The sequence below is a fragment of the Serratia sp. LACPHL-BACT-2024-00286 genome (assembly GCF_043109535.1).
In the GTDB taxonomy this organism is placed as follows: domain Bacteria; phylum Pseudomonadota; class Gammaproteobacteria; order Enterobacterales; family Enterobacteriaceae; genus Serratia; species Serratia sarumanii.
Window position 1 is genome coordinate 235,229 of sequence record NZ_JBICNA010000008.1, and the last position, 22,456, is coordinate 257,684.

The window sequence follows — 22,456 nt, forward strand, 5'->3', positions numbered from 1 at the left end:
ACCAGTCAATACATCTGAATCGCACGGTGCGCCATCCGGAAACCAGCATAACAAACTGCCCAGTCACTTTTCTTTGCCGTTTTTACAGCCATTCCCTCTGCGCGAACTCCATTTCTCAACGTTTAACGCTGCAGAAAAGAAGCCCGGTAAAACATTAGTCTTTTTAACCGGTTAGGAGCGGCGTTGCCCAAAGCTCCCGCGTTGAAAAGGCCGCATGCTGTCACTAAGATGGATTTTTACCCCCTCTAACGATAAGAAATATTATGCAAGCCACCATCGCACCCCCACTCGACGCCGACGAGGCGTCCACACCGGTGAACTCCCGCGGGAAAGTCATCGTCGCCTCGCTGGTCGGCACCGCCATCGAGTTCTTCGACTTCTACATCTACGCCACCGCCGCGGTGATCGTGTTCCCGCACATCTTCTTCCCGCAGGGCGACCCGACCACCGCGACGCTGCAGTCGCTGGCCACCTTCGCCGTCGCCTTTGTCGCGCGCCCTATCGGCTCTGCGCTGTTCGGCCACTTCGGCGATCGGGTAGGGCGCAAGGTCACGCTGGTCGCCTCGCTGCTGACCATGGGGATTTCCACCGTGCTGATCGGCCTGCTGCCAAGCTATGAAACCATCGGCATCTTCGCCCCTATCCTGCTGGCGCTGGCGCGCTTTGGGCAGGGTCTGGGGCTGGGCGGCGAATGGGGCGGCGCCGCCCTGCTGGCGACGGAGAACGCGCCGGCCAAAAAGCGCGCGCTGTACGGCTCCTTCCCGCAGTTGGGCGCGCCGATCGGCTTCTTCTTCGCCAACGGCACCTTCCTGCTGCTCTCCTGGCTGCTGAGCGACCAGCAGTTTATGGATTGGGGCTGGCGCGTGCCGTTCATCCTCTCCGCGGCGCTGGTGCTGATCGGCCTGTACGTTCGGGTATCGCTGCATGAAACGCCGGTGTTCGCCAAAGTGGCCAAGGCCGGCAAACAGGTGAAAGTGCCGCTCGGCACGCTGCTGAGCAAGCATCTGAAAGCCACTATCCTCGGCACCTTCATCATGCTGGCGACCTACACGCTGTTTTATCTGATGACGGTGTATTCGATGACCTACGGCACCGCGCCGCAGCCGCTGGGCCTCGGCTACTCCCGCAACAGCTTCCTGTGGATGCTGATGGTGGCGGTGATCGGCTTCGGCGTGATGGTGCCGATCGCCGGCCTGCTGGCGGATGCGTTCGGCCGCCGCAAGACCATGATCGCCATTACCCTGCTGATGATCGGCTTCGCGTTCCTGTTCCCGCCCCTGCTGGGTTCCGGCAATCAGGCGCTGGTGATGGGCTTCCTGCTGTGCGGCCTGAGCATCATGGGGCTGACCTTTGGCCCGATGGGCGCGCTGCTGCCGGAGCTGTTCCCGACCGAAGTGCGCTATACCGGCGCGTCGTTCTCCTACAACGTCGCGTCGATCCTCGGCGCGTCCGTGGCGCCTTATATCGCCGCCTGGCTGGCGGCCCACTACGGGCTGTTCTACGTCGGCATGTACCTGGCGGCGATGGCCGGGTTGACGCTGCTGGCCCTGCTGTTGATGAAAGAAACCCGCCACCGGTCGCTGTGATCCCCTGCGGCCCCCTCACTGCGGGGGCCGCACGCGTTGTTCGTTTACTGTCATAAAACCGGGCTATGCTGGATGTTTCTCTCGGTAACAGGATCGGCCGATGTCTCTGCGTCGTGGGTTATTTGTCTGCGTTGCGCTGCTGGCGGCTCTCGCCATCGCGCTCTATTACGGGTTGAAGCCTGATCATCCCGATGCGCTGTGGCGCATCGTCAGCCAGCAATGTCTGCCCAATCAGCAAGCGCATGACAACCCGGCGCCCTGCGCGCAGGTAGATGTGCCGGCCGGCTTCGTGGTGTTTAAAGATCGCAACGGGCCGCTGCAATACCTGCTGATGCCCAGCGCCAAAATCACCGGGATAGAAAGCCCGGCGGTGCTGGACGCCACTACGCCGAATTTCTTCGCCCAGGCCTGGCGCGCGCGCCACGTGATGGCGGAACGCTATGGCAAGCCGATCGACGATGGCGATATTTCACTGGCGATCAACTCGGAATATGGCCGCACGCAAAACCAACTGCACATTCATATCTCCTGCCTGCTGCCGGCGGTAAAACAGCGGCTGGCGCAGATCGGCCCCGATTTTATCGATCAATGGCAACCGCTGCCCGGCGGCCTGTTGGGGCATGACTATCTGGGGCGGCGGGTGACCCCCGCCGAACTGGAACAACAGGGCGCCTTCCGCCTGTTGGCTTCCGGCCTGCCGCGCGCCGAAGGGCGCATGGGCAGCTTCGGCCTGGCGATGACCGCGCTGCCGGACGGCGATTTCCTGCTGCTGGCGACCGAGCGCAGCCTGCTGCCGTTTACCCTGGCCTCGGCGGAAGAGATCCAGGATCACGACTGCCGGCTGCTCACGCCGCCGCCGCGCGCCTGACTATTTTTTGCCTTTCATCTCCCGCAGGATCTGCCCGCACTGGTTCTCCTCGCCGCCTTCACTGGGTGAAACCAGCGCCAGCAGCGCCGCCGCCGGCGTCAGCACCGCGCCCAACGCCACCGCCGCCGCGCCGCGGGCGATCAGCGGCCCGGCTTTGACGCCGGCGTCGGGGTGCTTGAAGGTGCCTTTCACGTACAGCGGCGAGCGCAGGGTCAGCACGCGCATCCCCTTGCTTTCCGGATCGATGGACAAATCCAGCCGTTCGGTGGCGAGGTTGGTGTTGCCGGTGATGTTGATCACCGCGTTCTCGGTGTCGAACACGAACAGCCGCGGCGCGGCGACGCCGTTGCGGATGCCGACGTCCGCCGCCGCGCAGTTGATGCCCACCACATCGTCACCGAACAACTGCGCCACCAGATAGTTGCCGACGTTCAAACCGAGGATCTCCATCAGGCTGCGGCTGATCACCCCGTTATTGATCAACAGGCGCAGGTCGCCGTTGCCGGTCGCCAGCAGCTCGGCTACCGAATTGCCGCTGCCCGTCAGCCTGGCGTCGCCGTTCATCTGCCCGAGGCTGCGCTTCATCGCCGCCACGTTCGGCAACAGCTGTTTGAGCTGGAGTTTGCGCGCGTGCATATCCACCTGGCCGCGCATCGGCTTTTTGCCGCCGTCGAGACGCACCACGGCGTTCAGGCTGCCGCCCGCCATGCCGAAGCGCAGCGGATCCAGGCGCAGTTCGCCATTGTTCAGCTTCAGATGCGTGGCCAAATCGCTCAGCGGCAAATCGCTGCCGCGTTCAATGCGTGCGGCGGCAAACTTCACGTCCGCATCCATCTTGCGCCAGCTTTGCGTATCGAACTGTTCGACCGGCAGCACCTTATCCGCCGGCTGGCGGCTCTTCTCGCCGCGCCCGGCTTTGGCGGCGTTGGAGTCCGCGCCGATCAGCGGCGCCAGATCCGCCAACCTCAGCTGCCGGGAGCTCACCGCGCCGCTCAGCGTCGGCCGCGGCTTACCGGCAACGTATTTCAAATCGCCGTGAATGTCGCTGTCGCCGATTTTGCCGTCGAATTTCTGATATTCGAACACGGCGCCGCCCGGCTGATGCAGGCGGGCTATCAGATGGCCATCGGTCGCATACGGCGGCGTGTTCGGCAGCAGCACGCCGGTCAAGCCATAGAGATTACCCAGGCTTTCGCCGGAAAATTTCAGCTGCACGTCCAGCCCGCCGAGGTTCAGCGGATCGGTCAAGGTGCCCGCCACCGCCACACGGGTGCTGCCGGAGCGCACGTCGGCCTGCAGCGGGAACGGCAGATCGGCGCTCTGCAGCGACAGCATGCCACCAATCTTGCCGCTGCCGCTCAGCGGCTCGCCGTTGTATTTGCCCTTGACCTGCCAACCGAAGACGTAGTCAGGAGTGGCGGCCTTGCCGCTGCTCTGTTTGCCGGTCACTTCACTGAACGGCAGCGGTTTGCCGAGCGGATCGATGACGGCGCGGAAGTCCGCCTTCAGCGTGGCGTCTTTAAAGGCGATCTGCCCCTTGTCGAACACGATGTCGTGAACGGTGAACGACCAGTCGGAAGGCGGTTGCTGCGGATCCTGGCCAGCGGCCAGGTCAAACGTCCAGTTGTTGTCGCCGTTGGCCAGGCGTTGCAACGACGCATTCGGCTGCTTGAGCCAAATGCGCGGGATCAGCAGTTCTTTCTTCAGCAACGCCAGCGGTGCGATGCTGGCGTCGACGCGCTGCAGCGTCACCATGCTGTCGCCGGGCATGTTTTTCGGGTTACCCAGCCACACGTCTTCGGCGTGAATATGCGGCCAGGGCACCCAGGCGCGCCAGCCGCCCTCATCCCGATTACGCGACCAGTCGACGCCCAGATCGCCGCGGATGGCGAACGGCCGCCGCAGTTCGGCCGACACTTTGTCGTTGATGGTGGGCTTGAGTCGATTCCAGTCGAAGGTAGCGATGAAGATCGCCAGCGCGGCGATCGCCAGCAGCACAATGCCGCCCAGCCAGCTGAAAACCTTTCCTGTTCTTGTCATAGGGCTCCCTCAGCACATAAACCGGGCTGCCGAATGAAAGGAAAAGGAATGAGCAGCCCCGTTTAAGATTAGCTGAGGATAGGCCGGAGTTCACGCCGGCGCGCCGGGCGCGGCGAACAGCGTCGGTACGCTGTGTAAAGTTTCAAAGCATGCCGGGCGGGAAAGATAGTAACCCTGCGCGGCCAACGCGCCGGAACGCTGTACCAGCCGCCACTCCTGCTCGGTTTCCACGCCTTCGACGATCACCCCGTCGCTGTGCTGGTTCATCATCTTGATCAGGGTGCCGAGCAGCTGCACGCCCTCTTCAGACTGTTTAAGCAAGGTGAACAATTCGCGCGCTACCTTGATGTATTGATAGCGCCAGGCGCCGACGGCGGAGAAGTTGGCCAGCCCGCTGCCGAAATCGTCCAGCCACAGCCGTTCGCCGCCGACCATCTGGTGCAACGGGCGGTTTGACGCCGTTTCGGCGTGCTCCACCAGTTCGAAGCGCAGATAGGGCATCTCGGCGATCTGCCGCTGCAGCTCGCTATGGCGCTGCAACGCTTGCAGCGCCATGCCGTCGATATTGACCGACACCATCAACGCGTGGCGAATGAACAATGCCTGCCAGCGCTGCAACAGCGCCAGCTGTTCCTGGATCACCCGCAAACGCTGGGCGACGCCGAGCGAGGAAAAATACTGTTCCGGGGATTGCCGTTTGTCCGGTTCATTCGGGTGATATACCGCCGTCAGCAGTTCCACCGCCAGCAGCGCGCCGCTGGTGCGATAAATCGGCTGGAAGGTATACAAGCGCCGGCATTGCCGCCAGTAGCGCCGCGATTTGGCGCAGGCATAGAGGGCAAAACAGGGCGCCAGCAGACCCGAGATCAGGTTGGTTATCATCGGTACTATCGCCGTGGCGGGGAAGTGAGAGCGCTGCCGCTGTTTCTTTACCCAGCTTATCGGCCGCGCCGCGCAAAACTTTAAGCACGAATTGCCGCACGGTTTCTTCTTCACCCTGTTTTGGCATGGGCCGATCGCGATCATAAAAAAATCAAAACACCGTTTTAATTTATTGACTCCCTCACCGCCTTGCGTGGAGACTGGCGGTTGTTGCTTCTTCTTTAGCCAGGGCTTATTGACGATGACTATCCGAAATCTCGCCGTGATCGGCGAATGCATGATCGAACTGTCGCAGCAGGGCGCACAGCTGACGCGCGGCTTTGGCGGCGATACCCTCAACACCGCCGTCTACCTCGCCCGCCAAATGCCGGAACAGACGCTGCAGGTACATTACGTCACCGCGCTCGGCACCGACAGCTTCAGCGGCGAGATGCTGCAGGCCTGGCGGCAGGAGAAGATCGAGACCGGGCTGATTCAGCGGTTGGAAAACAAACTGCCGGGCCTGTACGTGATCGAAACCGACGCCGCCGGCGAACGCACCTTCTACTACTGGCGCAACGACGCCGCCGCCCGGTATTGGCTGGCGGGCCCCCAGGCCGACGCACTGTGCGCCCGGCTGGCGCAGTTCGATTACCTGTATCTCAGCGGCATTAGCCTGGCGATCCTCGCGCCTGCCGACCGCACGAAGCTGCTGGCGCTGTTGCGCCGCTGCCGCGCCAACGGCGGCCAGGTTATCTTCGACAATAACTATCGCCCGCGCCTGTGGCACAGCCGTGAGGAAACGCAGCAGGCCTACCGTGAGGTGCTGGCCTGCACCGACATCGCCTTCCTGACGCTGGATGACGAAGAGCTGCTGTGGGGAGCGCAGCCGGTTGAACAGGTGGTGGCGCGCACGCAGGCGCTCGGCGTCGGCGAGATCGCTATCAAACGCGGCGCGGATGCCTGTCTGGTGTTCAGCGTGGAGGGAGAGCGGCTTGAGGTGCCGGCGATCGCGCTGCCGCCGGAGCGCGTGGTGGATACCACCGCGGCGGGCGACTCTTTCAGCGCCGGTTACCTGGCGGTACGCCTGAACGGCGGCAGCGCCCAACAGGCGGCGCAGCGCGGCCACCTGCTCGCCGCAACGGTGATCCAACACCGCGGCGCCATCATTCCCGCCGAGGTCATGCCGGAGGCATAAAAAAGCCGGCATCGCTGCCGGCTCTGTGTGCTTTGCCTTGCGGGAAATCAGCCCGCAACGGCGATGCGTTTCATGTCGGTCATGTAGCCACGCAGTTTGCGGCCGACGGTTTCGATAGGGTGGCTGCGTACCGCTTCGTTCACGTCACGCAGCTGCGCGTTGTCCACCGCCGTACCCGCCACGGCTTTGCCCAAATCGCCCGCCTGCAGGGTGGTCATGAAGTCCTTCAGCAACGGCACCGCCGCGTTGGCGAACAGGTAGTTGCCGTACTCCGCGGTATCGGAGATGACCACGTTCATTTCATACAGACGCTTACGCGCAATGGTGTTGGCGATCAGCGGCAGCTCGTGCAGCGACTCGTAGTAAGCCGACTCTTCGATGATGCCGGCATCGACCATGGTTTCGAACGCCAGCTCAACGCCCGCTTTCACCATCGCCACCATCAGCACGCCGTGATCGAAGTACTCTTGCTCGCTGATTTTGCCTTCAAACTGCGGCGCATTCTCGAACGCGGTTTTGCCGGTCTCTTCGCGCCAGGTCAGCAATTTCACGTCGTCTTCCGCCCAGTCGGCCATCATGCCGCTGGAGAAAGCGCCGGAGATGATGTCGTCCATGTGCTTCTGGAACAGCGGCGCCATGATGGTTTTCAGCTGTTCGGACAGCGCATAGGCACGCAGCTTGGCCGGGTTGGACAGGCGATCCATCATCAGGGTGATGCCGCCCTGCTTCAGCGCTTCGGTGATGGTTTCCCAGCCGAACTGAATCAGTTTCTCGGCGTAAGCCGGATCGGTGCCCTCAGCAACCAGCTTGTCGAAGCACAGCAGCGAACCCGCCTGCAGCATGCCGCACAGAATGGTCTGCTCGCCCATCAGGTCGGATTTCACTTCGGCGACGAAGGAGGACTCCAGCACGCCGGCGCGGTGGCCACCGGTCGCCGCCGCCCAGGCCTTGGCGATCGCCATGCCTTCGCCTTTCGGATCGTTTTCCGGGTGAACCGCAATCAGGGTCGGCACGCCGAAGCCGCGTTTGTACTCTTCGCGCACTTCGGTGCCCGGGCATTTCGGCGCGACCATCACCACGGTGATGTCTTTGCGCACCTGCTCACCCACTTCAACGATGTTGAAGCCGTGGGAATAACCCAGCGCCGCGCCGTCTTTCATCAGCGGCTGCACTGCGCGCACCACGGAAGAGTGCTGCTTGTCCGGCGTCAGGTTGACCACCAGATCCGCCTGCGGGATCAGGTCTTCGTAGGTGCCGACCTTAAAGCCGTTTTCGGTCGCCTTGCGCCAGGAAGCGCGCTTCTCGTCGATCGCTTCTTTGCGCAGGGCATAGGCGACGTCCAGGCCGGAATCGCGCATGTTCAGACCCTGGTTCAGCCCCTGGGCGCCACAGCCGACAATCACCACTTTTTTACCTTTCAGGTAGCCGGCTTCGTCAGCAAATTCGTCGCGCGCCATAAAGCGGCATTTACCCAATTGCGCCAACTGCTGACGCAGGTTCAATGTGTTGAAATAGTTAGCCATGGTGGTACTCCGGTTTGATGTTGTCTTGCATTGTTATTTTCATTCCCCGCCCTGTCTGTGCGGAGATTCGTTAAACTCAATGTATAACAGGAAATGCGTTGCTTAAATTGATATATTAAGAACGTGATATTGCAATTTATGCAACACTCTCACTGCGAGCGTATCGATATGGATTTACGTGATTTAAAGCTGTTCCTGCATCTGGCCGAAAGCCATCACTTCGGGCGCACCGCCAAGGCGATGCACGTCAGCCCGTCGACGCTCTCCCGCCAGATCCAGCGGCTGGAAGAGATCCTCGGGCAGCCGCTGTTCCTGCGCGATAACCGCACCGTGCAGCTGACCGACGCCGGCGAACAGCTGAAAGAATTCGCCCAGCAAACGCTGCTGCAATATCAGCAGCTGAAGCACTCGCTCGGCCAGCACGGCCCTTCGCTCAGCGGCGAACTGCGGTTGTTCTGCTCGGTGACCGCGGCGTACAGCCACCTACCGCCGATCCTCGATCGCTTCCGCGCGCAGCACCCGCTGGTGGAGATTAAGCTGACCACCGGCGACGCCGCCGACGCGGTCGACAAGGTGCAATCCAACGAGGCCGATCTCGGCATCGCCGGCCGGCCGGAAACGCTGCCCGCCAGCGTGGCGTTCACCAAAATCGGCGAAATCCCGCTGGTGCTGATCGCGCCGGCGCTGCCCTGTGCGGTGCGCAGCCAGGCGTTCGCCGACAGGCCCGACTGGGCCGAGATCCCGTTCATCCTGCCGGAGCACGGCCCTTCGCGAAAACGCATCGAGCTGTGGTTCCGCCGCCACCGCATCAGCAATCCGCTGATTTACGCCACCGTCGGCGGCCACGAAGCCATCGTGTCGATGGTCGCTCTGGGCTGCGGCATCGCGCTGATCCCGAGCGTGGTGGTGGACAACAGCCCGGAGCCGGTACGCAACCGCATCTCGCAGCTGGATAACATCTCGATGGTCGAACCGTTCGAGCTGGGGGTCTGCGTCCAGAAAAAGCGCCTCAGCGATCCGCTGATCGACGCCTTTTGGCGCTTGCTGCATCCCCGCTGACGCAGGGTTTACAGATCCGCCGGATCGATCTGCTTCATCGTCTCTACCTGCATCAGCCAGTGGTAGAGCGGCTCAAGCTGCAAAAATGCCCCGGCCAGCAGCGGCGCCAGATCGGCGCTGAACAGCTTTTCCACTTCGCTGTCGGTCACCATCACCGCAAACGACTTGCGGTTGTACCAGGTGGCGATCTCCGCCGCCTGTTCCTTCACCAGCGGGCGCTTGTAGCTCTCACCCACCAGCTCGAACGGCGGCCGGCAGCAGGTGGCCACCTCAAGGAAAGGCTGCGGCCGCTGCCTCAGCGTATGGCGGAACAGATCCATGGTCGGCTTGTTGGCGCTGTAGTAGCCGAGCCCATAGCGCAGCATGTCCGGCCCCAGTTCGAAAAAGTAAACCGGCGCGTCTTTCCAGTCTTTACTCGGGCGCTTGAACGTCAGCCACATGCGGCTGCGGTAGCGCGATTTGTCATGTGAAAAGCGCGTATCGCGATGAATGCGCGACAGCGTTTTGCCGATCGCCGGGCGAGTCTCGAACTGCGGGTCGATCGCCAGCATGCCGGGAGCCAGCTGCTCCACCAGCGCGCGAAACGGCGCCAGCAGCTCGCGATCATAGATGCCGCGGTTGCCGTCGAACCACGCCTTATCGTTCTCGATCCGCACCTGCTGCAGGAAATTCAGACCCTGCTGGCTAAAGCCGGAGAAGGGTTGCGTCATAAGTTTTTCCGTTCTGACGGTTTATCGGGTGTTGCGCAGATCTTCCCTCTGCCAACGGCGTTTGATAAATACGCGCCGACGCGTGCGAAAATAGGCGACATAGAGAGAGAACACCGCCCGGTTGCTGAATAGCGCCCCGCCAACCACGCCCCCCAGCAGCATGGCGACAGTGGCGATGCCGGTCATCCCCGCCGCCCACGCCGCCGCGGCGCCAAGGCAAAACAGGCCGAGCATGCCAAGATAATATTGCAGCAATACCACCCCGCTGTTTTTACCCTGCGCCAGTTGGAACAGGATCAACGTCATCCACACCGCCACGATCGCGCCGCTGCCCATGAGAACGGCAGCGGAAGTCTTGCCGCTCCAGGCGGCCGCCACGTCCGTGGCCAGGCCCATCACGCCCGCCAGCCCCAGCGTCAGGCAAACCATCAGCAACATGACATTGCCGACGCCCGGCGGCGACAGCCGCTGGCCCGGCGTCAGGAAATGCTGCTCGAGCTGCGCATCCACACCGGCGAAAAGCGCGCCATCGCGCGCCGCGATTTGGCGTTCCATCTCCCGGCCTTGTGCCGCTAAGCGGGCCAGCCGGCCGGGTAAACGCACCGGACTCACCCCTGCAAAAAGAAGCGGAACGCCGGGTTGTCGGTTTCGTCGTGACAATCGTAGCCCAGCGCCTGCAGGTGACGCTCGAATTCCGGCTCGCTTTGCGCCAGCTCGAAGGCCGCCAGCACCCGGCCGAAGTCGGTGCCGTGGCTGCGATAGTGGAACAGCGAAATGTTCCAGTGCGTGCCCAGCGTCTGCAAGAACTTCAGCAGCGCGCCCGGCGACTCCGGAAACTCAAAGCTGTACAGCCGTTCGCGCAGCGGCTTCGATGGACGCCCGCCCACCATGTAGCGCACGTGCAGCTTGGCCATCTCGTCGTCCGACAGATCCACCACCTGATAACCGTCGGCGTTGAGTTCGTCGATGATCTCCCGCCGTTCGGCGTGGCCGCGCGTCAGACGCACGCCGACGAAAATGCAGGCGTTGTCGGCATCGGCGTAGCGGTAGTTGAATTCGGTCACCGAGCGGCCGCCCAGCAGTTGGCAGAACTTGAGGAAGCTGCCCTGCTGTTCCGGAATGGTTACCGCCAACAGCGCTTCGCGTTGTTCGCCCAGTTCGCAACGTTCGGAAACGTAGCGCAGCCCGTGGAAGTTGAGGTTGGCGCCGGACAGCACGTGCGCCAGACGCTCGCCCTGAATATTGTGCTGCTGCACGTACTTTTTCAGCCCCGCCAGCGCCAGCGCGCCGGAAGGTTCGGCAATGGCGCGCACGTCCTCGAACAGATCTTTGACCGCCGCGCAGATGGCGTCGCTGTCCACGGTGATCACGTCGTCCAGATACTCACGGCACAGGCGGAAGGTTTCGTCGCCGATGCGCTTCACCGCCACGCCTTCAGCGAACAGCCCGACGCGCGCCAGATCCACCGGATGGCCGGCATCCAGCGCCGCGCGCAGGCAGGCGGAGTCTTCCGCTTCGACGCCGATCACTTTGATCTGCGGCATCAGCTGCTTGATCAGCACCGCCACCCCGGCGGCCAGGCCGCCGCCGCCGACCGGCACGAAGACCCGATCCAGATGCGCGTCTTGCTGCAGCAGCTCCATCGCCAGCGTGCCCTGCCCGGCGATCACCGTCGGATGATCGAACGGCGGCACGAAGGTCATGCCCTGCTGTTGGGAAAGCTCGATCGCCTTCGCCTTGGCCTCGTCGAAATTGGCACCGTGCAGCAACACTTCGCCGCCGAAACCGCGCACCGCATCCACCTTGATGTCCGCGGTGGACACCGGCATCACGATCAGCGTTTTGAGCCCCAGCCGTTTACCGGAGAAGGCGACGCCCTGCGCGTGGTTGCCGGCCGAAGCCGTTACGACGCCGCGCGCCTTCTGCTCTTCGTCCAGCCCGGCGATCATCGCATAGGCCCCGCGCAGCTTGAAGCTGTGCACCGGCTGGCGATCTTCGCGCTTCACCAAAATGGTGTTGCCGAGGCGCGAAGAGATTTTGCTCATGGCCTGCAACGGGGTGACCTGCGCCACCTCGTAGACCGGCGAGCGCAGTACCGCTCGCAGATATTCCGCGCCGCAGGGGGCGCTGGGTAGGGGTTGAGAGACCGCCATGCTGCTTATCCCCCCAGTTTGCTCTTGTCGCGCACCGCGCCTTTGTCGGCGCTGGTGGCCAACGAGGCGTAAGCGCGCAGCGCGAAGGACACCTGACGTTCACGGTTTTTCGGCGTCCAGGCCGCATCGCCGCGCGCCAGTTCCGCCTCATGCCGCGCCGCCAGCTCCTGCTCGCTGACATCCAGCTGGATGCCGCGATGCGGAATGTCGATCGCGATCATGTCGCCGTCCTGCACCAGGGCGATCAGGCCGCCGTTGGCCGCCTCCGGCGAGGCGTGGCCGATGGACAGCCCGGAGGTGCCGCCGGAGAAACGTCCGTCGGTGATCAGCGCACACGCCTTGCCCAGCCCCATCGATTTCAGATACGTGGTTGGGTAAAGCATTTCCTGCATGCCCGGCCCGCCTTTCGGCCCTTCGTAACGGATAACGACCACGTCGCCCGCCACCACTTTGCCGCCGAGGATAGCTTCTACCGCATCATCCTGGCTTTCATAGACTTTGGCCGGGCCGCGGAAGGTGAGGATTTCCTTGTCTACGCCGGCGGTTTTGACGATACAGCCGTTTTCCGCCAGGTTGCCGTACAGCACCGCCAGCCCGCCGTCCTGACTGTAGGCGTGCTCACGGGTGCGGATGCAGCCCTCCTTGCGGTCGGTGTCCAGCGAATCCCAGCGGCAGTCCTGAGAGAATGCCTGCGTGGTGCGGATACCGGCCGGCCCGGCGGAGTACATTTTCTTGACGCTTTCGTCGCGGGTCAGCATCACGTCGTAGGCTTCCAGCGTCTGCGGCAGGGTCAGCCCCAGCACGTTGTTCACCTCGCGGTTCAGCAAACCGGCGCGATCCAGCTCGCCGAGGATGCCGATTACGCCGCCGGCGCGGTGCACGTCTTCCATATGGTATTTCTGCGTGCTCGGCGCCACCTTGCACAGGTGCGGCACTTTGCGCGACAGGCGGTCGATGTCTTCCATGGTGAAATCCACCTCGCCTTCCTGCGCCGAAGCCAGCAGGTGCAGCACGGTGTTGGTCGAGCCGCCCATGGCGATATCCAGCGTCATGGCGTTTTCAAACGCCGCCTTGTTGGCGATATTGCGCGGCAGCGCGCTTTCGTCGTCCTGCTCGTAATAGCGTTTGGTCAACTCGACGATGCGCTTGCCGGCGTTGAGGAACAGCGCTTTGCGATCGGCGTGAGTGGCCAGCAGCGAGCCGTTGCCCGGCTGCGACAGGCCCAGCGCTTCTGTCAGGCAGTTCATCGAGTTGGCGGTAAACATGCCGGAGCAGGAGCCGCAGGTCGGGCAGGCGGAACGCTCGATCTGCTCGCTGTCGGCGTCGCTGACGTTCGGGTTCGCGCCCTGGATCATCGCGTCCACCAGATCCAGCTTGATGATCTGATTGGAGAGTTTGGTCTTGCCGGCTTCCATCGGGCCGCCGGAGACGAAGATCACCGGGATATTCAGGCGCAACGCCGCCATCAGCATGCCCGGGGTGATCTTGTCGCAGTTGGAGATGCACACCATCGCGTCGGCGCAGTGGGCGTTCACCATATATTCGACCGAGTCGGCGATCAGCTCGCGCGACGGCAGGGAATAGAGCATGCCGCCATGGCCCATGGCGATGCCGTCATCCACCGCGATGGTGTTGAACTCTTTGGCCACGCCGCCGGAGGCTTCGATCTGCTCAGCGACCAGTTTGCCCAGATCGCGCAGATGCACGTGGCCCGGCACGAACTGGGTAAAGGAGTTGACCACGGCGATGATCGGCTTGCCGAAATCGGCGTCGGTCATCCCGGTCGCGCGCCACAATGCGCGGGCACCCGCCATGTTGCGGCCGTGGGTGGTGGTGGCGGAACGGTACTTAGGCATGCTCTTTTCACTCCAAATGTATTTATGACAGGCGGCGAACGAACCGCCTGGATATTCTTATCTGTCTGTCTTGTCGTTACGGATTGACCGGATCCAGCCAGCCGTATTTGTCTTCTGTCTTGCCGCTGAACAGGCCGAAGAACGCCTGCTGGATCTGTTTGGTCACCGGGCCGCATTTGCCGATGCCGACCTGAATGCCGTCCACGCTGCGCACCGGCGTGATTTCCGCCGCGGTGCCGGACATGAACACTTCGTCGGCCAGGTACAGCGATTCGCGCGACAGCACCTGCTCACGCACTGCGAAGCCCATGTCTTTCGCCAGCTTGATGATCGCGTCGCGGGTGATGCCCGGCAGCGCCGAAGAGGTGAACGGCGGGGTGTAAATCACGCCGTCTTTCACTTCAAACAGGTTCTCGCCCGCCCCTTCGGAAATGTAGCCGTGCACGTCGAGCGCAATGCCTTCCTGATAGCCGTGGCGACGCGCTTCGCTGCCCACCAGCAGAGAGGAAAGATAGTTGCCGCCAGCCTTGGCCGCGGTGGGGATGGTGTTTGGTGCGACGCGGTGCCAGGAGGAGACCATCGCGTCGATGCCTTGATCCAGCGCTTCTTCACCCAGATAAGCGCCCCAAGGAAACGCCGCGATAATCACGTCCGTTTTGTAACCGGCCGGCGGGTTGACGCCCATGCCGACATCGCCGACGAACACCAGCGGGCGGATGTACGCGCTGACCAGGTTGTTCTTGCGCAACGTGGCGCGGCAGGCTTCCATCAGTTCGTCAACGCTTTGCGAAACCGGCATGCGGTAGATTTTCGCCGAATCGTGCAGGCGCTGCATATGCTCGCGATGACGGAACACTACCGGCCCCAAGTGCGAGTCGTAGCAGCGCACCCCCTCAAATACCGACGTGCCGTAATGCAGCGCGTGCGACATCACGTGCACTTTGGCCTCGGCCCAGGGAACCATCTCACCATTGAACCAAATGTAATCGGCTTTCTTTGTCATTGTTATTTATCCTTCTCGGCGCCTCAGGCGCGTATTTGTTGTGATGTTGGCTGCTGGATCTCGACGCAGGAGACGTCCATCAGTTTGCTTAATTGAGATGACAACAGGGCAACCGGACGCGGGCTGGCAACGGTCAATTCGATATTGATGCTGTCGGCGTTGGCCGGGGAAACCATATTCATAGCACAAACCTGAAAGCCGCGATGACGCACGACCCGCAATACGCGCTCTAACATTTCGGGGCGAAAACGCGCCTGGATCGAGAGTTGATGCTGCATCATGATATTTCCTCCAACATGGTTTCGTTGCCGGCGCCCGGCGGCACCAGCGGCCAGACGTTTTCGAGTTCGTCGATAGAGACCTGCAGCAGATAAGGGCCTGCGGTGTTGAACAGCGCCTCGAGCGCGCCCTCCACCTGATCCTTGCGGCTGATGCGCTGGCCGGGAATGCCGAAGGCGGCGGCCAGCATCAGGAAGTCGGGGTTATCGGACAGGTTGGTTTCACTGTAGCGGCCGTCGAAGAACAACTGCTGCCATTGACGCACCATTCCGAGGCGCTGGTTGTCCAGCAGCACGATCTTCAGCGGCAGCTGTTTGCGCTTGATGGTGCCCAGTTCCTGCACGTTCATCATGAAGGAGCCATCGCCCGAGACGCAGATCACCGTATCTTGCGGGCGCGCGATCTGGGCCCCTACTGCCGCCGGCACGCCGAACCCCATGGTGCCGAGGCCGCTGGAGGTGATGAAATTCTCCGGGCGTTCGAACGTCATGTGCTGCGCGCTCCACATCTGGTGCTGGCCCACGTCGGTAGTCACTACGCTGTTGGCCGGCTTGCGGGCGGACAGCTGGCGCAAGAACAGCGGCGCGTAGATCGGCTGGCCGGGGTGATCGTAGCGACAGGCGTGGTCGGCTTTCAGCGCCGTCACCTGCTGCTGCCAGGGGGCGATGTTCAGCGGGCGCTGCAACGCCGGCAGCAACGCTTTCAGATCGCCCTGCAGGGCCACATGCGCCTGGCGCAGCTTGCTCATTTCCGCCGGGTCGATATCCATGTGGATCACTTTGGCGTGCGGTGCGAAGGCGTTCAGTTTGCCGGTCACGCGGTCATCGAAACGCGCGCCGACGGCAATCAGCAGATCGCACTCCTGCACCGCCAGGTTGGCAGCCTTGGTGCCGTGCATGCCCAACATGCCGAGGTACAGCGGATCTTGCGCATCCGGCGCGCCCAGCCCCTTCAGGGTGGCGACGTTCGGCATGCGGGTCACGGCGATGAACTCGCGCAGCGCCGGCACCGCCTGCGCCATGCCCACGCCGCCGCCGACGTACAGCATCGGTTTGTGCGCCTGCGCCAGCAGCTCGGCCGCCTCCGCCAACGCCGCCGCCGGGAATGCCGGCACTTCATCGACCGGTATCAGATGCGGGTGCAAGTCGCCCTGCGCCAGCTGGATGTCTTTCGGGATATCGATCAGCACCGGGCCAGGGCGGCCACCGGCGGCGATGGCGAAGGCTTCCGCCATGATGCCCGGCAGCGCGTCCAGCGATTCCACCAGGAAGCTGTGTTTGGTGCAGGCCAAGGACAGGCCGAGAACATCGATCTCCTGAAAGGCATCGGTGCCGATCAGCGCGGAACCCACCTGACCGGTGATGGCGACAACGGGAACGGAATCGAGCAGCGCATCAGCCAGGCCGGTGATCAGGTTGGTGGCGCCGGGGCCGGAAGTGGCGATGCAAACGCCGACTTTGCCGGTGGCGCGGGCGTAGCCGATGGCGGCCATCGCGGCGCCCTGTTCATGGCGGCACAGCAGGTGTTCCACGCCGCCGTCGTACAGCGCATCGTACACCGGCATGATTGCCCCGCCCGGATAGCCGAATACGGTATCCACACCCTGCGCACGCAACGCTTGAACTACCCACTGAGCGCCATTCATAGTTATTTCCCCGCCTTACTTCGACAACTGCAGGATTTTGTTCTGTTTTTCATGTTATGACCCTTGCTCCACTTTTCTCTTGCCAATAAAAAACCCCCGGACCTGACGGTGCGGGGGTTCTCTTGCGATTCCGGCTTGTTTGCTAAGCCTTTCTTCGTCCAAGTGCAGCCCCGCACGGTGGGATAATAATCACCACCACGCTAATCACGACTAGGCTAATCACTTGGGCAAAGGCTTTCATAATGGGTTTGTTCACTGTGCTCATTCAGAACTAATGCTTACAGAGGTACCATAGTCGCGCGCGGCATGACAACACTTTTTTTGCGTTATTATTCGGCGCAATCTGGTCATACCTCACGCGAATCGCCCGGATTTCACACGTTGGCGCGCACGCCCGGATTTCTCACCGCGTCTGTGATCGCCTTGCCGCGCGTATCCTTGCCGAAGAACACCAACAGGGCGATCGCCAGCGCCACCGTACCGGCGACGATCGCCATCGCCAGGCCGTAATTATGCCCATGATGTTCGGCGATGGTGGCTTGCAGCGTGGCGTTGACCGAAGCGATCAGGTTACCCAACTGGTACACGAACCCCGGCAGCACCGCGCGGGTGTTGGCCGGCACCAGCTCAGTCAGGTAGGTCGGCACCACGCCCCAGGCGCCCTGCACCATGAACTGCATCAGGAAAGCGCCGATCCCCAACATCAGCGAACCGCTGGAAAATGCCCACAGCGGGATCACCGGCAGCGCCAGCAGCGCGGCGATGATGATCGCTTTTTTGCGGCCGATCTTTTCCGACAACGAACCGAAGAAAACGCCGCCGATAATTGACGCGATATTGTAGCTAATGGCGATGATACTAACGGTTTTTGGATCGAAACCATGCTGAACTTTCAGAAACACCGGATACAGATCCTGCGTGCCGTGGGAGAAGAAATTGAACGCCGCCATCAGCAGCACCAGATAGCAGCACAGCTTCCAGTGGCTCTTCAACACCGGCAGCAAGGCAGAGCTTTCCTTGCGTTCACGCGCCGCCAGCCACACCGGCGACTCCTGCACGCAATAATAAATAAACGGCAGCAGCAGGATCGGCGCCGCGCCGATGACAAACATGCCGCGCCAGCCGACCGTTTCGAACAGCAGGCCGTACACCACCGCCGCCAGCAGATAACCGAACGGATAGCCGGCCTGGAAAATACCCGACATCAGGCCGCGCGAGCGGTCCGGTATGGTTTCCATCGCCAACGACGACGCCACGCCCCAGATGCCGCCCATCGCAACGCCGTACAACACCCGCAACAGCAAGAAGACCGTCAGCGAGGGCGCGGCGGCGGAGAGCAGCTCAAACACCGAGAAGAAGACGATATTCAGCATCAGGATCGGCTTGCGGCCATATTTTTCCGCCGCCCGCCCGAAGATCAGCGCGCCAATCGGGCGCACCGCCAGCGTGAGCAGAATCGCCAACGTCACCTGTTCCAGACCGACGTGAAAGGATTGCGCGATGTCACTGAGTAAGAATACCAGCACGAAAAAATCGAAAGCGTCGAGCGTCCAGCTTGAAAAGCTGGCGATTGCCGCGTTGCGTTGCAGCGGGGTCCAACCAAACATAGTGTTATCCCTACCGTAGAGTACGAAGTCAGGAGGTTTAGCGGCTGCCGGGCAGAATGCGGCGGCGGTCGGGGTTTGTTAAATAAGTGATTTTTCTTTTAATCAATTGTTAAATACACCCGTTAACCCTATGGTTGCAATGCGTATGGGCCGCTAATATGTTGCAGCCTTCAGCGAATTGTTAATGGGTATTGCCGCAGGTTGCGAGGCGGCTCGCACAACCTCATTTATTTCGATGAAAATCAGCGATTACTCTGCTAAATGCATCGAAAAACCACCAATAACGCCGCGCAATGCCCGGATGAATCACGCATCATGTCGCCCTCAGCAAGGAGAGCGATATGTCACTGGCGGTAATCTATAGCCGCGCCATCATCGGCGTTCAGGCCCCTTCCGTGACGGTGGAGGTGCATATCAGCAATGGCCTGCCCGGCTTGACGCTGGTCGGCCTGCCGGAAACCACGGTAAAAGAGGCGCGCGATCGGGTGCGCAGCGCCCTGATCAATAACGGTTTCACCTTTCCCGCCCGGCGCATCACCGTCAATTTGGCGCCCGCCGATCTGCCGAAAGAAGGCGGGCGTTACGATCTGCCGATAGCGCTGGCGATCCTCGCCGCCTCCGAGCAATTGCCCCTCGCACCGTTGGCGCGCTACGAGTTTCTTGGCGAGCTCGCGCTGTCCGGCTCACTGCGCGCGGTCAGGGGCGCGATCCCGGCGGCGCTGGCGGCGGCTGATGCCGGGCGGCAACTGATTCTCTCAACGGACAACGCCGCCGAAGTCGGCCTGATCGCGCAGTCGCACTCCCATACCGCCCGGCACCTGTTGGAAGTCTGCGCCTTTCTGCTCGGCCAGGGCGAACTGCCGGTGGCGGCCACGCCTCCCGCTGCGGACACCGCCTGCGACAGCGCCGATCTGCGCGATATCATCGGCCAGGAGCAGGCCAAGCGGGCACTGGAGATCGCCGCCGCCGGCGGGCATAACCTATTGCTGATTGGGCCGCCGGGCACCGGTAAAACCATGCTGGCCAGCCGCCTCACGGGCCTACTGCCACCGCTCACGGAGCCTGAGGCGCTGGAAAGCCTGGCGGTCGCCAGCTTGCAGCATCACATTCCCGCTGCCCTACCATGGCGCCAGAGGCCGTTTCGCGCACCGCACCACAGCGCCTCGATGGCGGCATTGGTCGGCGGCGGCTCACTGCCGCGACCGGGCGAGATCTCGATGGCGCATAACGGCGTGCTGTTTCTGGATGAACTGCCGGAATTCGAGCGTAAGGTACTGGATGCGCTGCGTGAGCCGTTGGAATCCGGCGAGATCGTGATTTCACGCGCCAACGCCAAGGTCTGTTTCCCCGCCAGAGTGCAGCTGATCGCGGCAATGAACCCCAGCCCGACGGGGCACTATCAGGGGCTGCACAATCGCGCCTCACCGCAGCAGGTGTTGCGCTATCTGGCCCGGCTGTCAGGGCCTTTTCTCGACCGTTTCGATCTGTCTATCGAAGTGCCGCTGTTGCCGCCGGGAACACTCAGTCATCGGAAAACACGCGGAGAAAGCAGCGAACAAGTGCGAAAAAGAGTGCTGCAGGCACGCGCCCGGCAACTCGAACGTGCCGGTAAAGTCAACGCGCTGCTGAGCAACCGCGAAGTGGAACGGGATTGCGTTCTGCAGGCGGCAGACGCCGAGTTTTTGGAAGCGACATTAAACGCGCTGGGGTTATCGGTTCGCGCCTGGCAGCGCATCTTGAAAGTGGCGCGCACGCTGGCGGATTTGGCGGGAGATGCTGAGCTCGACAGGCGCCACCTCAGCGAAGCGCTGGGCTATCGCAGCATGGACCGCCTGCTGTTACAACTGCATCGTAGTCTGGAATGAAAATGGGGCCCGCAGGCCCCATCGTCTTTAGTCTTCGCTGTCGCTGTAATCTTCTACTGCGTCAGCCTGCGGTTTACCGCCGGACAGAGTATGGAATTTCTTCGGGCGACGTGTGCGCGCCAGATATTTAGCCCATACTTTTTCCTGCTCGGTAGCCGCTTCGCGCTCACCGCGGCACACTGCGACGAACAGTTGTTCTTCTTCAGTGGCCGGCTGGCGTTTGCCCGAGTCCAGCTCGTTAAACGCGTAGCCGAAGCGCTCTAGCAATTGCGCCTCTTTAATGGTGAAATCGCCGTGACGGGAGAACCCGCGAGGGTAATGTTTATTATCAAAAAAACGATTGGTCGTGGTGAAGCTATCCGCCATCTGACACGCTCCTAATTCTCTTATGGCCGTGCTGTTTATGGCGCGGAGTATTAGATAGGCTTGACAGCGTGTAAAACAAAACATTTAAATCTTAACGACAAATTTTTTTGGAGATAGGTGTGGATACCGAATTACTGAAAACCTTTTTGGAGGTCAGTAGAACGCGTCACTTTGGCAGAGCCGCAGAATCTTTGTACTTAACGCAGTCCGCGGTCAGTTTCCGCATCCGTCAGTTAGAAAACCAGCTGGGCGCCAATTTATTTACCCGTCATCGCAATAATATCCGCCTGACGCCTGCCGGCGAGCGGCTTCTGCCCTATGCCGAGAGCCTGATGAACACCTGGCAGCTGGCGAAAAAGGAGGTCGTGCGTTCGCTGCAACACACCGAGTTGTCGATCGGCGCTACCGCTTCGCTGTGGGAAGCCTATCTGACCCCTTGGCTACAGGCGCTCTATCAACAACGCGAAGCGCTGCAGCTAGAAGCCAGGGTGGCATTAAGGCACTCTTTGGTAAAACAACTGCATGAAAGGCAGCTCGATTTACTGATCACCACTGAACCGCCTAAGATGGATGAGTTGGCCAGCCAGCAACTGAGCAATTTCTCATTACGCCTGTTCTCATCCGCGCATCGTGACAAACAGGCCCCCATGCCCTACATCAAGCTGGAATGGGGAGCCGACTTCCACCAACAGGAAAGCCGCATGCTGGAAGGTGATAACGTGCCGGTGCTTACCACCACCTCTGCTCACCTGACTCGTCAGCTGTTGGAAACCACGGGCGGATGCGCTTTCCTGCCCAGCCAGTGGGAAAAAGAGTATCCACAGTTGGTGGCCGCCACCGAGATCCCGCCGATTATCCGCCCGCTGTATGCCGTCTGGTTGCAAAACAGCGATCAACAGCCTTTGATTCGGCAATTACTTAAAATACCTTTAAATACCGCAGCCTAAAGCGTTATGGCGGCCTTAAACGCCGTCATCGTGGTCATGCCTGTCTATCACGCCAAAACGCGCTCATCGCCTTCTGAGAGAAGATAATGCAAAACGAGATAAGAATCAGGAGGCCGGCAGGATAGAGTTCGGAGGAACATGAAGCAACCAGGATCGGGCAAACATCGGCATATAGCGTCAAAAGCGCTCTATTCCAAAGCGGCAAGGAAGAAAAATGATAGGCAAAAAAAAACCCTTTGCTTTCGCAAAGGGTTCTTAATATGGCAGGGGCGGAGAGACTCGAACTCGCGACACCCGGTTTTGGAGACCGGTGCTCTACCAACTGAGCTACGCCCCTAAATCTCGCTTAACATTATGCCTGCTAATAAAGCAGGCATAATTAAATAAGTGGCGGAACGGACGGGGCTCGAACCCGCGACCCCCTGCGTGACAGGCAGGTATTCTAACCAACTGAACTACCGCTCCACCGATTCTTTTACGTTGCATCTCTCGATGCCGGCAAATTCGCGCGCTGCGATTTGCGCATTACCAGTCGTCACGCTGATAACGTTTATTTGATGCCTGGCAGTGTCCTACTCTCGCATGGGGAGACCCCACACTACCATCGGCGCTACGGCGTTTCACTTCTGAGTTCGGCATGGGGTCAGGTGGGACCACCGCGCTATTGCCGCCAGGCAAATTCTGTTTCATTCCAACCGCTTCACTCTCGTGTCGCCATCAGAACCAATCTCGGAACTTCGCTGAAAATATCTTCGTCTCTAAAACACCTTCGGTGTTGTAAGGTTAAGCCTCACGGATCATTAGTACTGGTTAGCTCAATGCATCGCTGCACTTACACACCCAGCCTATCAACGTCTTAGTCTTAAACGTTCCTTCAGGGACCTTAAAGG

General features: G+C 61.3%; 19 protein-coding genes, 2 tRNA genes and 2 rRNA genes. 6 read left to right on the plus strand and 17 right to left on the minus strand.

Translation table 11 applies throughout. From position 1 onward, the window contains the following. Positions 1-263 precede the first annotated feature (263 nt). Both ACF8MC_RS22260 and ACF8MC_RS22265 read left to right on the plus strand, forming a co-directional pair. Positions 264-1,586: an MFS transporter gene (locus tag ACF8MC_RS22260; protein WP_164105613.1), complete on the plus strand. Its 1,323-nt coding sequence runs from the start codon at positions 264-266 to the stop codon at positions 1,584-1,586. A 100-nt stretch (positions 1,587-1,686) separates the two neighbouring features. Beyond that, positions 1,687-2,454, plus strand: a complete 768-nt coding sequence (locus ACF8MC_RS22265; RefSeq protein WP_060431557.1) for a CDP-diacylglycerol diphosphatase — start codon at positions 1,687-1,689, stop codon at positions 2,452-2,454. On the opposite strand, the gene ACF8MC_RS22270 is transcribed toward ACF8MC_RS22265, so the two are convergent. Next, the gene (locus ACF8MC_RS22270) at positions 2,455-4,494 is read right to left on the minus strand and encodes an AsmA family protein (RefSeq protein ID WP_060425257.1); all 2,040 of its coding nucleotides are present in this window, start codon (positions 4,492-4,494) and stop codon (positions 2,455-2,457) included. Between the two features lie 90 nt (positions 4,495-4,584). Beyond that, positions 4,585-5,376: a cyclic-guanylate-specific phosphodiesterase gene (gene pdeH / locus ACF8MC_RS22275; RefSeq protein ID WP_049212970.1), complete on the minus strand. Its 792-nt coding sequence runs from the start codon at positions 5,374-5,376 to the stop codon at positions 4,585-4,587. 241 nt (positions 5,377-5,617) lie between these two features. On the opposite strand from pdeH, the gene ACF8MC_RS22280 reads away from it, so the two are divergent. Continuing rightward, entirely contained in the window at positions 5,618-6,553 is a 936-nt protein-coding gene (locus ACF8MC_RS22280) for a sugar kinase (protein ID WP_049212969.1), read from the plus strand. Between the two features lie 47 nt (positions 6,554-6,600). Here the strand turns inward: ACF8MC_RS22280 and ilvC are convergent, their stop codons facing one another. Further along, positions 6,601-8,076 carry a ketol-acid reductoisomerase gene (gene ilvC, locus ACF8MC_RS22285; protein WP_033636408.1) on the minus strand — a complete coding sequence of 492 codons (1,476 nt, stop codon included), beginning with the start codon at positions 8,074-8,076 and terminating at the stop codon, positions 6,601-6,603. Positions 8,077-8,244: 168 nt separating this feature from the next. On the opposite strand from ilvC, the gene ilvY reads away from it, so the two are divergent. Next, positions 8,245-9,135, plus strand: coding sequence for an HTH-type transcriptional activator IlvY (gene ilvY / locus ACF8MC_RS22290; RefSeq protein ID WP_033636409.1), 891 nt, complete (start codon positions 8,245-8,247; stop codon positions 9,133-9,135). A gap of 8 nt (positions 9,136-9,143) precedes the next feature. Here ilvY and ACF8MC_RS22295 read toward each other — a convergent pair whose 3' ends face one another. From ACF8MC_RS22295 to ACF8MC_RS22335, 9 genes are all read right to left on the minus strand, one after another. Next, positions 9,144-9,845, minus strand: a complete 702-nt coding sequence (locus tag ACF8MC_RS22295; protein ID WP_049197343.1) for a DUF2461 domain-containing protein — start codon at positions 9,843-9,845, stop codon at positions 9,144-9,146. 21 nt (positions 9,846-9,866) lie between these two features. Continuing rightward, entirely contained in the window at positions 9,867-10,400 is a 534-nt protein-coding gene (locus ACF8MC_RS22300) for a hypothetical protein (RefSeq protein WP_060431555.1), read from the minus strand. Positions 10,401-10,453: 53 nt separating this feature from the next. Then, a complete protein-coding gene (ilvA, locus tag ACF8MC_RS22305) occupies positions 10,454-11,998 on the minus strand; it encodes a threonine ammonia-lyase, biosynthetic (protein WP_033649966.1) in 1,545 nt (514 codons plus the stop codon). A gap of 5 nt (positions 11,999-12,003) precedes the next feature. Next, positions 12,004-13,854 (minus strand): dihydroxy-acid dehydratase, encoded by a 1,851-nt coding sequence (gene ilvD / locus ACF8MC_RS22310; protein WP_033649965.1) that lies wholly within the window; start codon positions 13,852-13,854, stop codon positions 12,004-12,006. A 76-nt stretch (positions 13,855-13,930) separates the two neighbouring features. Then, the gene (locus ACF8MC_RS22315) at positions 13,931-14,857 is read right to left on the minus strand and encodes a branched-chain amino acid transaminase (RefSeq protein WP_103830368.1); all 927 of its coding nucleotides are present in this window, start codon (positions 14,855-14,857) and stop codon (positions 13,931-13,933) included. A 23-nt stretch (positions 14,858-14,880) separates the two neighbouring features. Next, positions 14,881-15,138 (minus strand): acetolactate synthase 2 small subunit, encoded by a 258-nt coding sequence (gene ilvM, locus ACF8MC_RS22320; RefSeq protein ID WP_004929955.1) that lies wholly within the window; start codon positions 15,136-15,138, stop codon positions 14,881-14,883. After that, positions 15,135-16,781: an acetolactate synthase 2 catalytic subunit gene (ilvG, locus tag ACF8MC_RS22325; protein WP_060429273.1), complete on the minus strand. Its 1,647-nt coding sequence runs from the start codon at positions 16,779-16,781 to the stop codon at positions 15,135-15,137. The genes ilvM and ilvG overlap by 4 nt, the downstream gene beginning before the upstream one ends. 142 nt (positions 16,782-16,923) lie before the next feature. Continuing rightward, positions 16,924-17,022 carry an ilv operon leader peptide gene (gene ilvL, locus ACF8MC_RS22330; RefSeq protein ID WP_013814970.1) on the minus strand — a complete coding sequence of 33 codons (99 nt, stop codon included), beginning with the start codon at positions 17,020-17,022 and terminating at the stop codon, positions 16,924-16,926. Between the two features lie 133 nt (positions 17,023-17,155). Continuing rightward, positions 17,156-18,388, minus strand: coding sequence for an MFS transporter (locus ACF8MC_RS22335; RefSeq protein ID WP_033654504.1), 1,233 nt, complete (start codon positions 18,386-18,388; stop codon positions 17,156-17,158). 341 nt (positions 18,389-18,729) lie between these two features. Here ACF8MC_RS22335 and ACF8MC_RS22340 point away from each other — a divergent pair, with 341 nt between their 5' ends. Next, complete coding sequence (locus tag ACF8MC_RS22340) at positions 18,730-20,253, plus strand: YifB family Mg chelatase-like AAA ATPase (protein ID WP_164105615.1); 1,524 nt, start codon at positions 18,730-18,732, stop codon at positions 20,251-20,253. Positions 20,254-20,280: 27 nt separating this feature from the next. Here the strand turns inward: ACF8MC_RS22340 and ACF8MC_RS22345 are convergent, their stop codons facing one another. Further along, positions 20,281-20,619, minus strand: a complete 339-nt coding sequence (locus tag ACF8MC_RS22345) for a DUF413 domain-containing protein (RefSeq protein WP_004929946.1) — start codon at positions 20,617-20,619, stop codon at positions 20,281-20,283. A 119-nt stretch (positions 20,620-20,738) separates the two neighbouring features. Between ACF8MC_RS22345 and hdfR the strand changes: the two genes are divergently transcribed. Beyond that, complete coding sequence (gene hdfR, locus ACF8MC_RS22350; RefSeq protein ID WP_033636417.1) at positions 20,739-21,566, plus strand: HTH-type transcriptional regulator HdfR; 828 nt, start codon at positions 20,739-20,741, stop codon at positions 21,564-21,566. Between the two features lie 261 nt (positions 21,567-21,827). Here the strand turns inward: hdfR and ACF8MC_RS22355 are convergent. From ACF8MC_RS22355 to ACF8MC_RS22370, 4 genes are all read right to left on the minus strand, one after another. After that, positions 21,828-21,903, minus strand: a tRNA-Trp gene (locus ACF8MC_RS22355). A gap of 51 nt (positions 21,904-21,954) precedes the next feature. Beyond that, a tRNA-Asp gene (locus tag ACF8MC_RS22360) sits at positions 21,955-22,031 on the minus strand. A gap of 94 nt (positions 22,032-22,125) precedes the next feature. Next, positions 22,126-22,241, minus strand: a 5S ribosomal RNA gene (gene rrf, locus ACF8MC_RS22365). A 104-nt stretch (positions 22,242-22,345) separates the two neighbouring features. Beyond that, positions 22,346-22,456 (minus strand): 23S ribosomal RNA (locus tag ACF8MC_RS22370); the annotation flags it as partial.

What these genes read in the sequence shown, in the direction of transcription:
- ACF8MC_RS22260 (WP_164105613.1), top strand. Translation starts at nt 264, where the DNA reads ATGCAAGCCACCATCGCACCCCCACTCGACGCCGACGAGGCGTCCACA.
- ilvL (WP_013814970.1), bottom strand. Translation starts at nt 17,022, where the DNA reads ATGAAAGCCTTTGCCCAAGTGATTAGCCTAGTCGTGATTAGCGTGGTG.
- ilvD (WP_033649965.1), bottom strand. Translation starts at nt 13,854, where the DNA reads ATGCCTAAGTACCGTTCCGCCACCACCACCCACGGCCGCAACATGGCG.
- pdeH (WP_049212970.1), bottom strand. Translation starts at nt 5,376, where the DNA reads ATGATAACCAACCTGATCTCGGGTCTGCTGGCGCCCTGTTTTGCCCTC.
- ACF8MC_RS22315 (WP_103830368.1), bottom strand. Translation starts at nt 14,857, where the DNA reads ATGACAAAGAAAGCCGATTACATTTGGTTCAATGGTGAGATGGTTCCC.
- ACF8MC_RS22295 (WP_049197343.1), bottom strand. Translation starts at nt 9,845, where the DNA reads ATGACGCAACCCTTCTCCGGCTTTAGCCAGCAGGGTCTGAATTTCCTG.
- ACF8MC_RS22300 (WP_060431555.1), bottom strand. Translation starts at nt 10,400, where the DNA reads ATGGAACGCCAAATCGCGGCGCGCGATGGCGCGCTTTTCGCCGGTGTG.
- ilvG (WP_060429273.1), bottom strand. Translation starts at nt 16,781, where the DNA reads ATGAATGGCGCTCAGTGGGTAGTTCAAGCGTTGCGTGCGCAGGGTGTG.
- ACF8MC_RS22345 (WP_004929946.1), bottom strand. Translation starts at nt 20,619, where the DNA reads ATGGCGGATAGCTTCACCACGACCAATCGTTTTTTTGATAATAAACAT.
- ilvC (WP_033636408.1), bottom strand. Translation starts at nt 8,076, where the DNA reads ATGGCTAACTATTTCAACACATTGAACCTGCGTCAGCAGTTGGCGCAA.
- ilvM (WP_004929955.1), bottom strand. Translation starts at nt 15,138, where the DNA reads ATGATGCAGCATCAACTCTCGATCCAGGCGCGTTTTCGCCCCGAAATG.
- ACF8MC_RS22265 (WP_060431557.1), top strand. Translation starts at nt 1,687, where the DNA reads ATGTCTCTGCGTCGTGGGTTATTTGTCTGCGTTGCGCTGCTGGCGGCT.
- ACF8MC_RS22270 (WP_060425257.1), bottom strand. Translation starts at nt 4,494, where the DNA reads ATGACAAGAACAGGAAAGGTTTTCAGCTGGCTGGGCGGCATTGTGCTG.
- ACF8MC_RS22340 (WP_164105615.1), top strand. Translation starts at nt 18,730, where the DNA reads ATGTCACTGGCGGTAATCTATAGCCGCGCCATCATCGGCGTTCAGGCC.
- ilvA (WP_033649966.1), bottom strand. Translation starts at nt 11,998, where the DNA reads ATGGCGGTCTCTCAACCCCTACCCAGCGCCCCCTGCGGCGCGGAATAT.
- ACF8MC_RS22280 (WP_049212969.1), top strand. Translation starts at nt 5,618, where the DNA reads ATGACTATCCGAAATCTCGCCGTGATCGGCGAATGCATGATCGAACTG.
- ilvY (WP_033636409.1), top strand. Translation starts at nt 8,245, where the DNA reads ATGGATTTACGTGATTTAAAGCTGTTCCTGCATCTGGCCGAAAGCCAT.
- ACF8MC_RS22335 (WP_033654504.1), bottom strand. Translation starts at nt 18,388, where the DNA reads ATGTTTGGTTGGACCCCGCTGCAACGCAACGCGGCAATCGCCAGCTTT.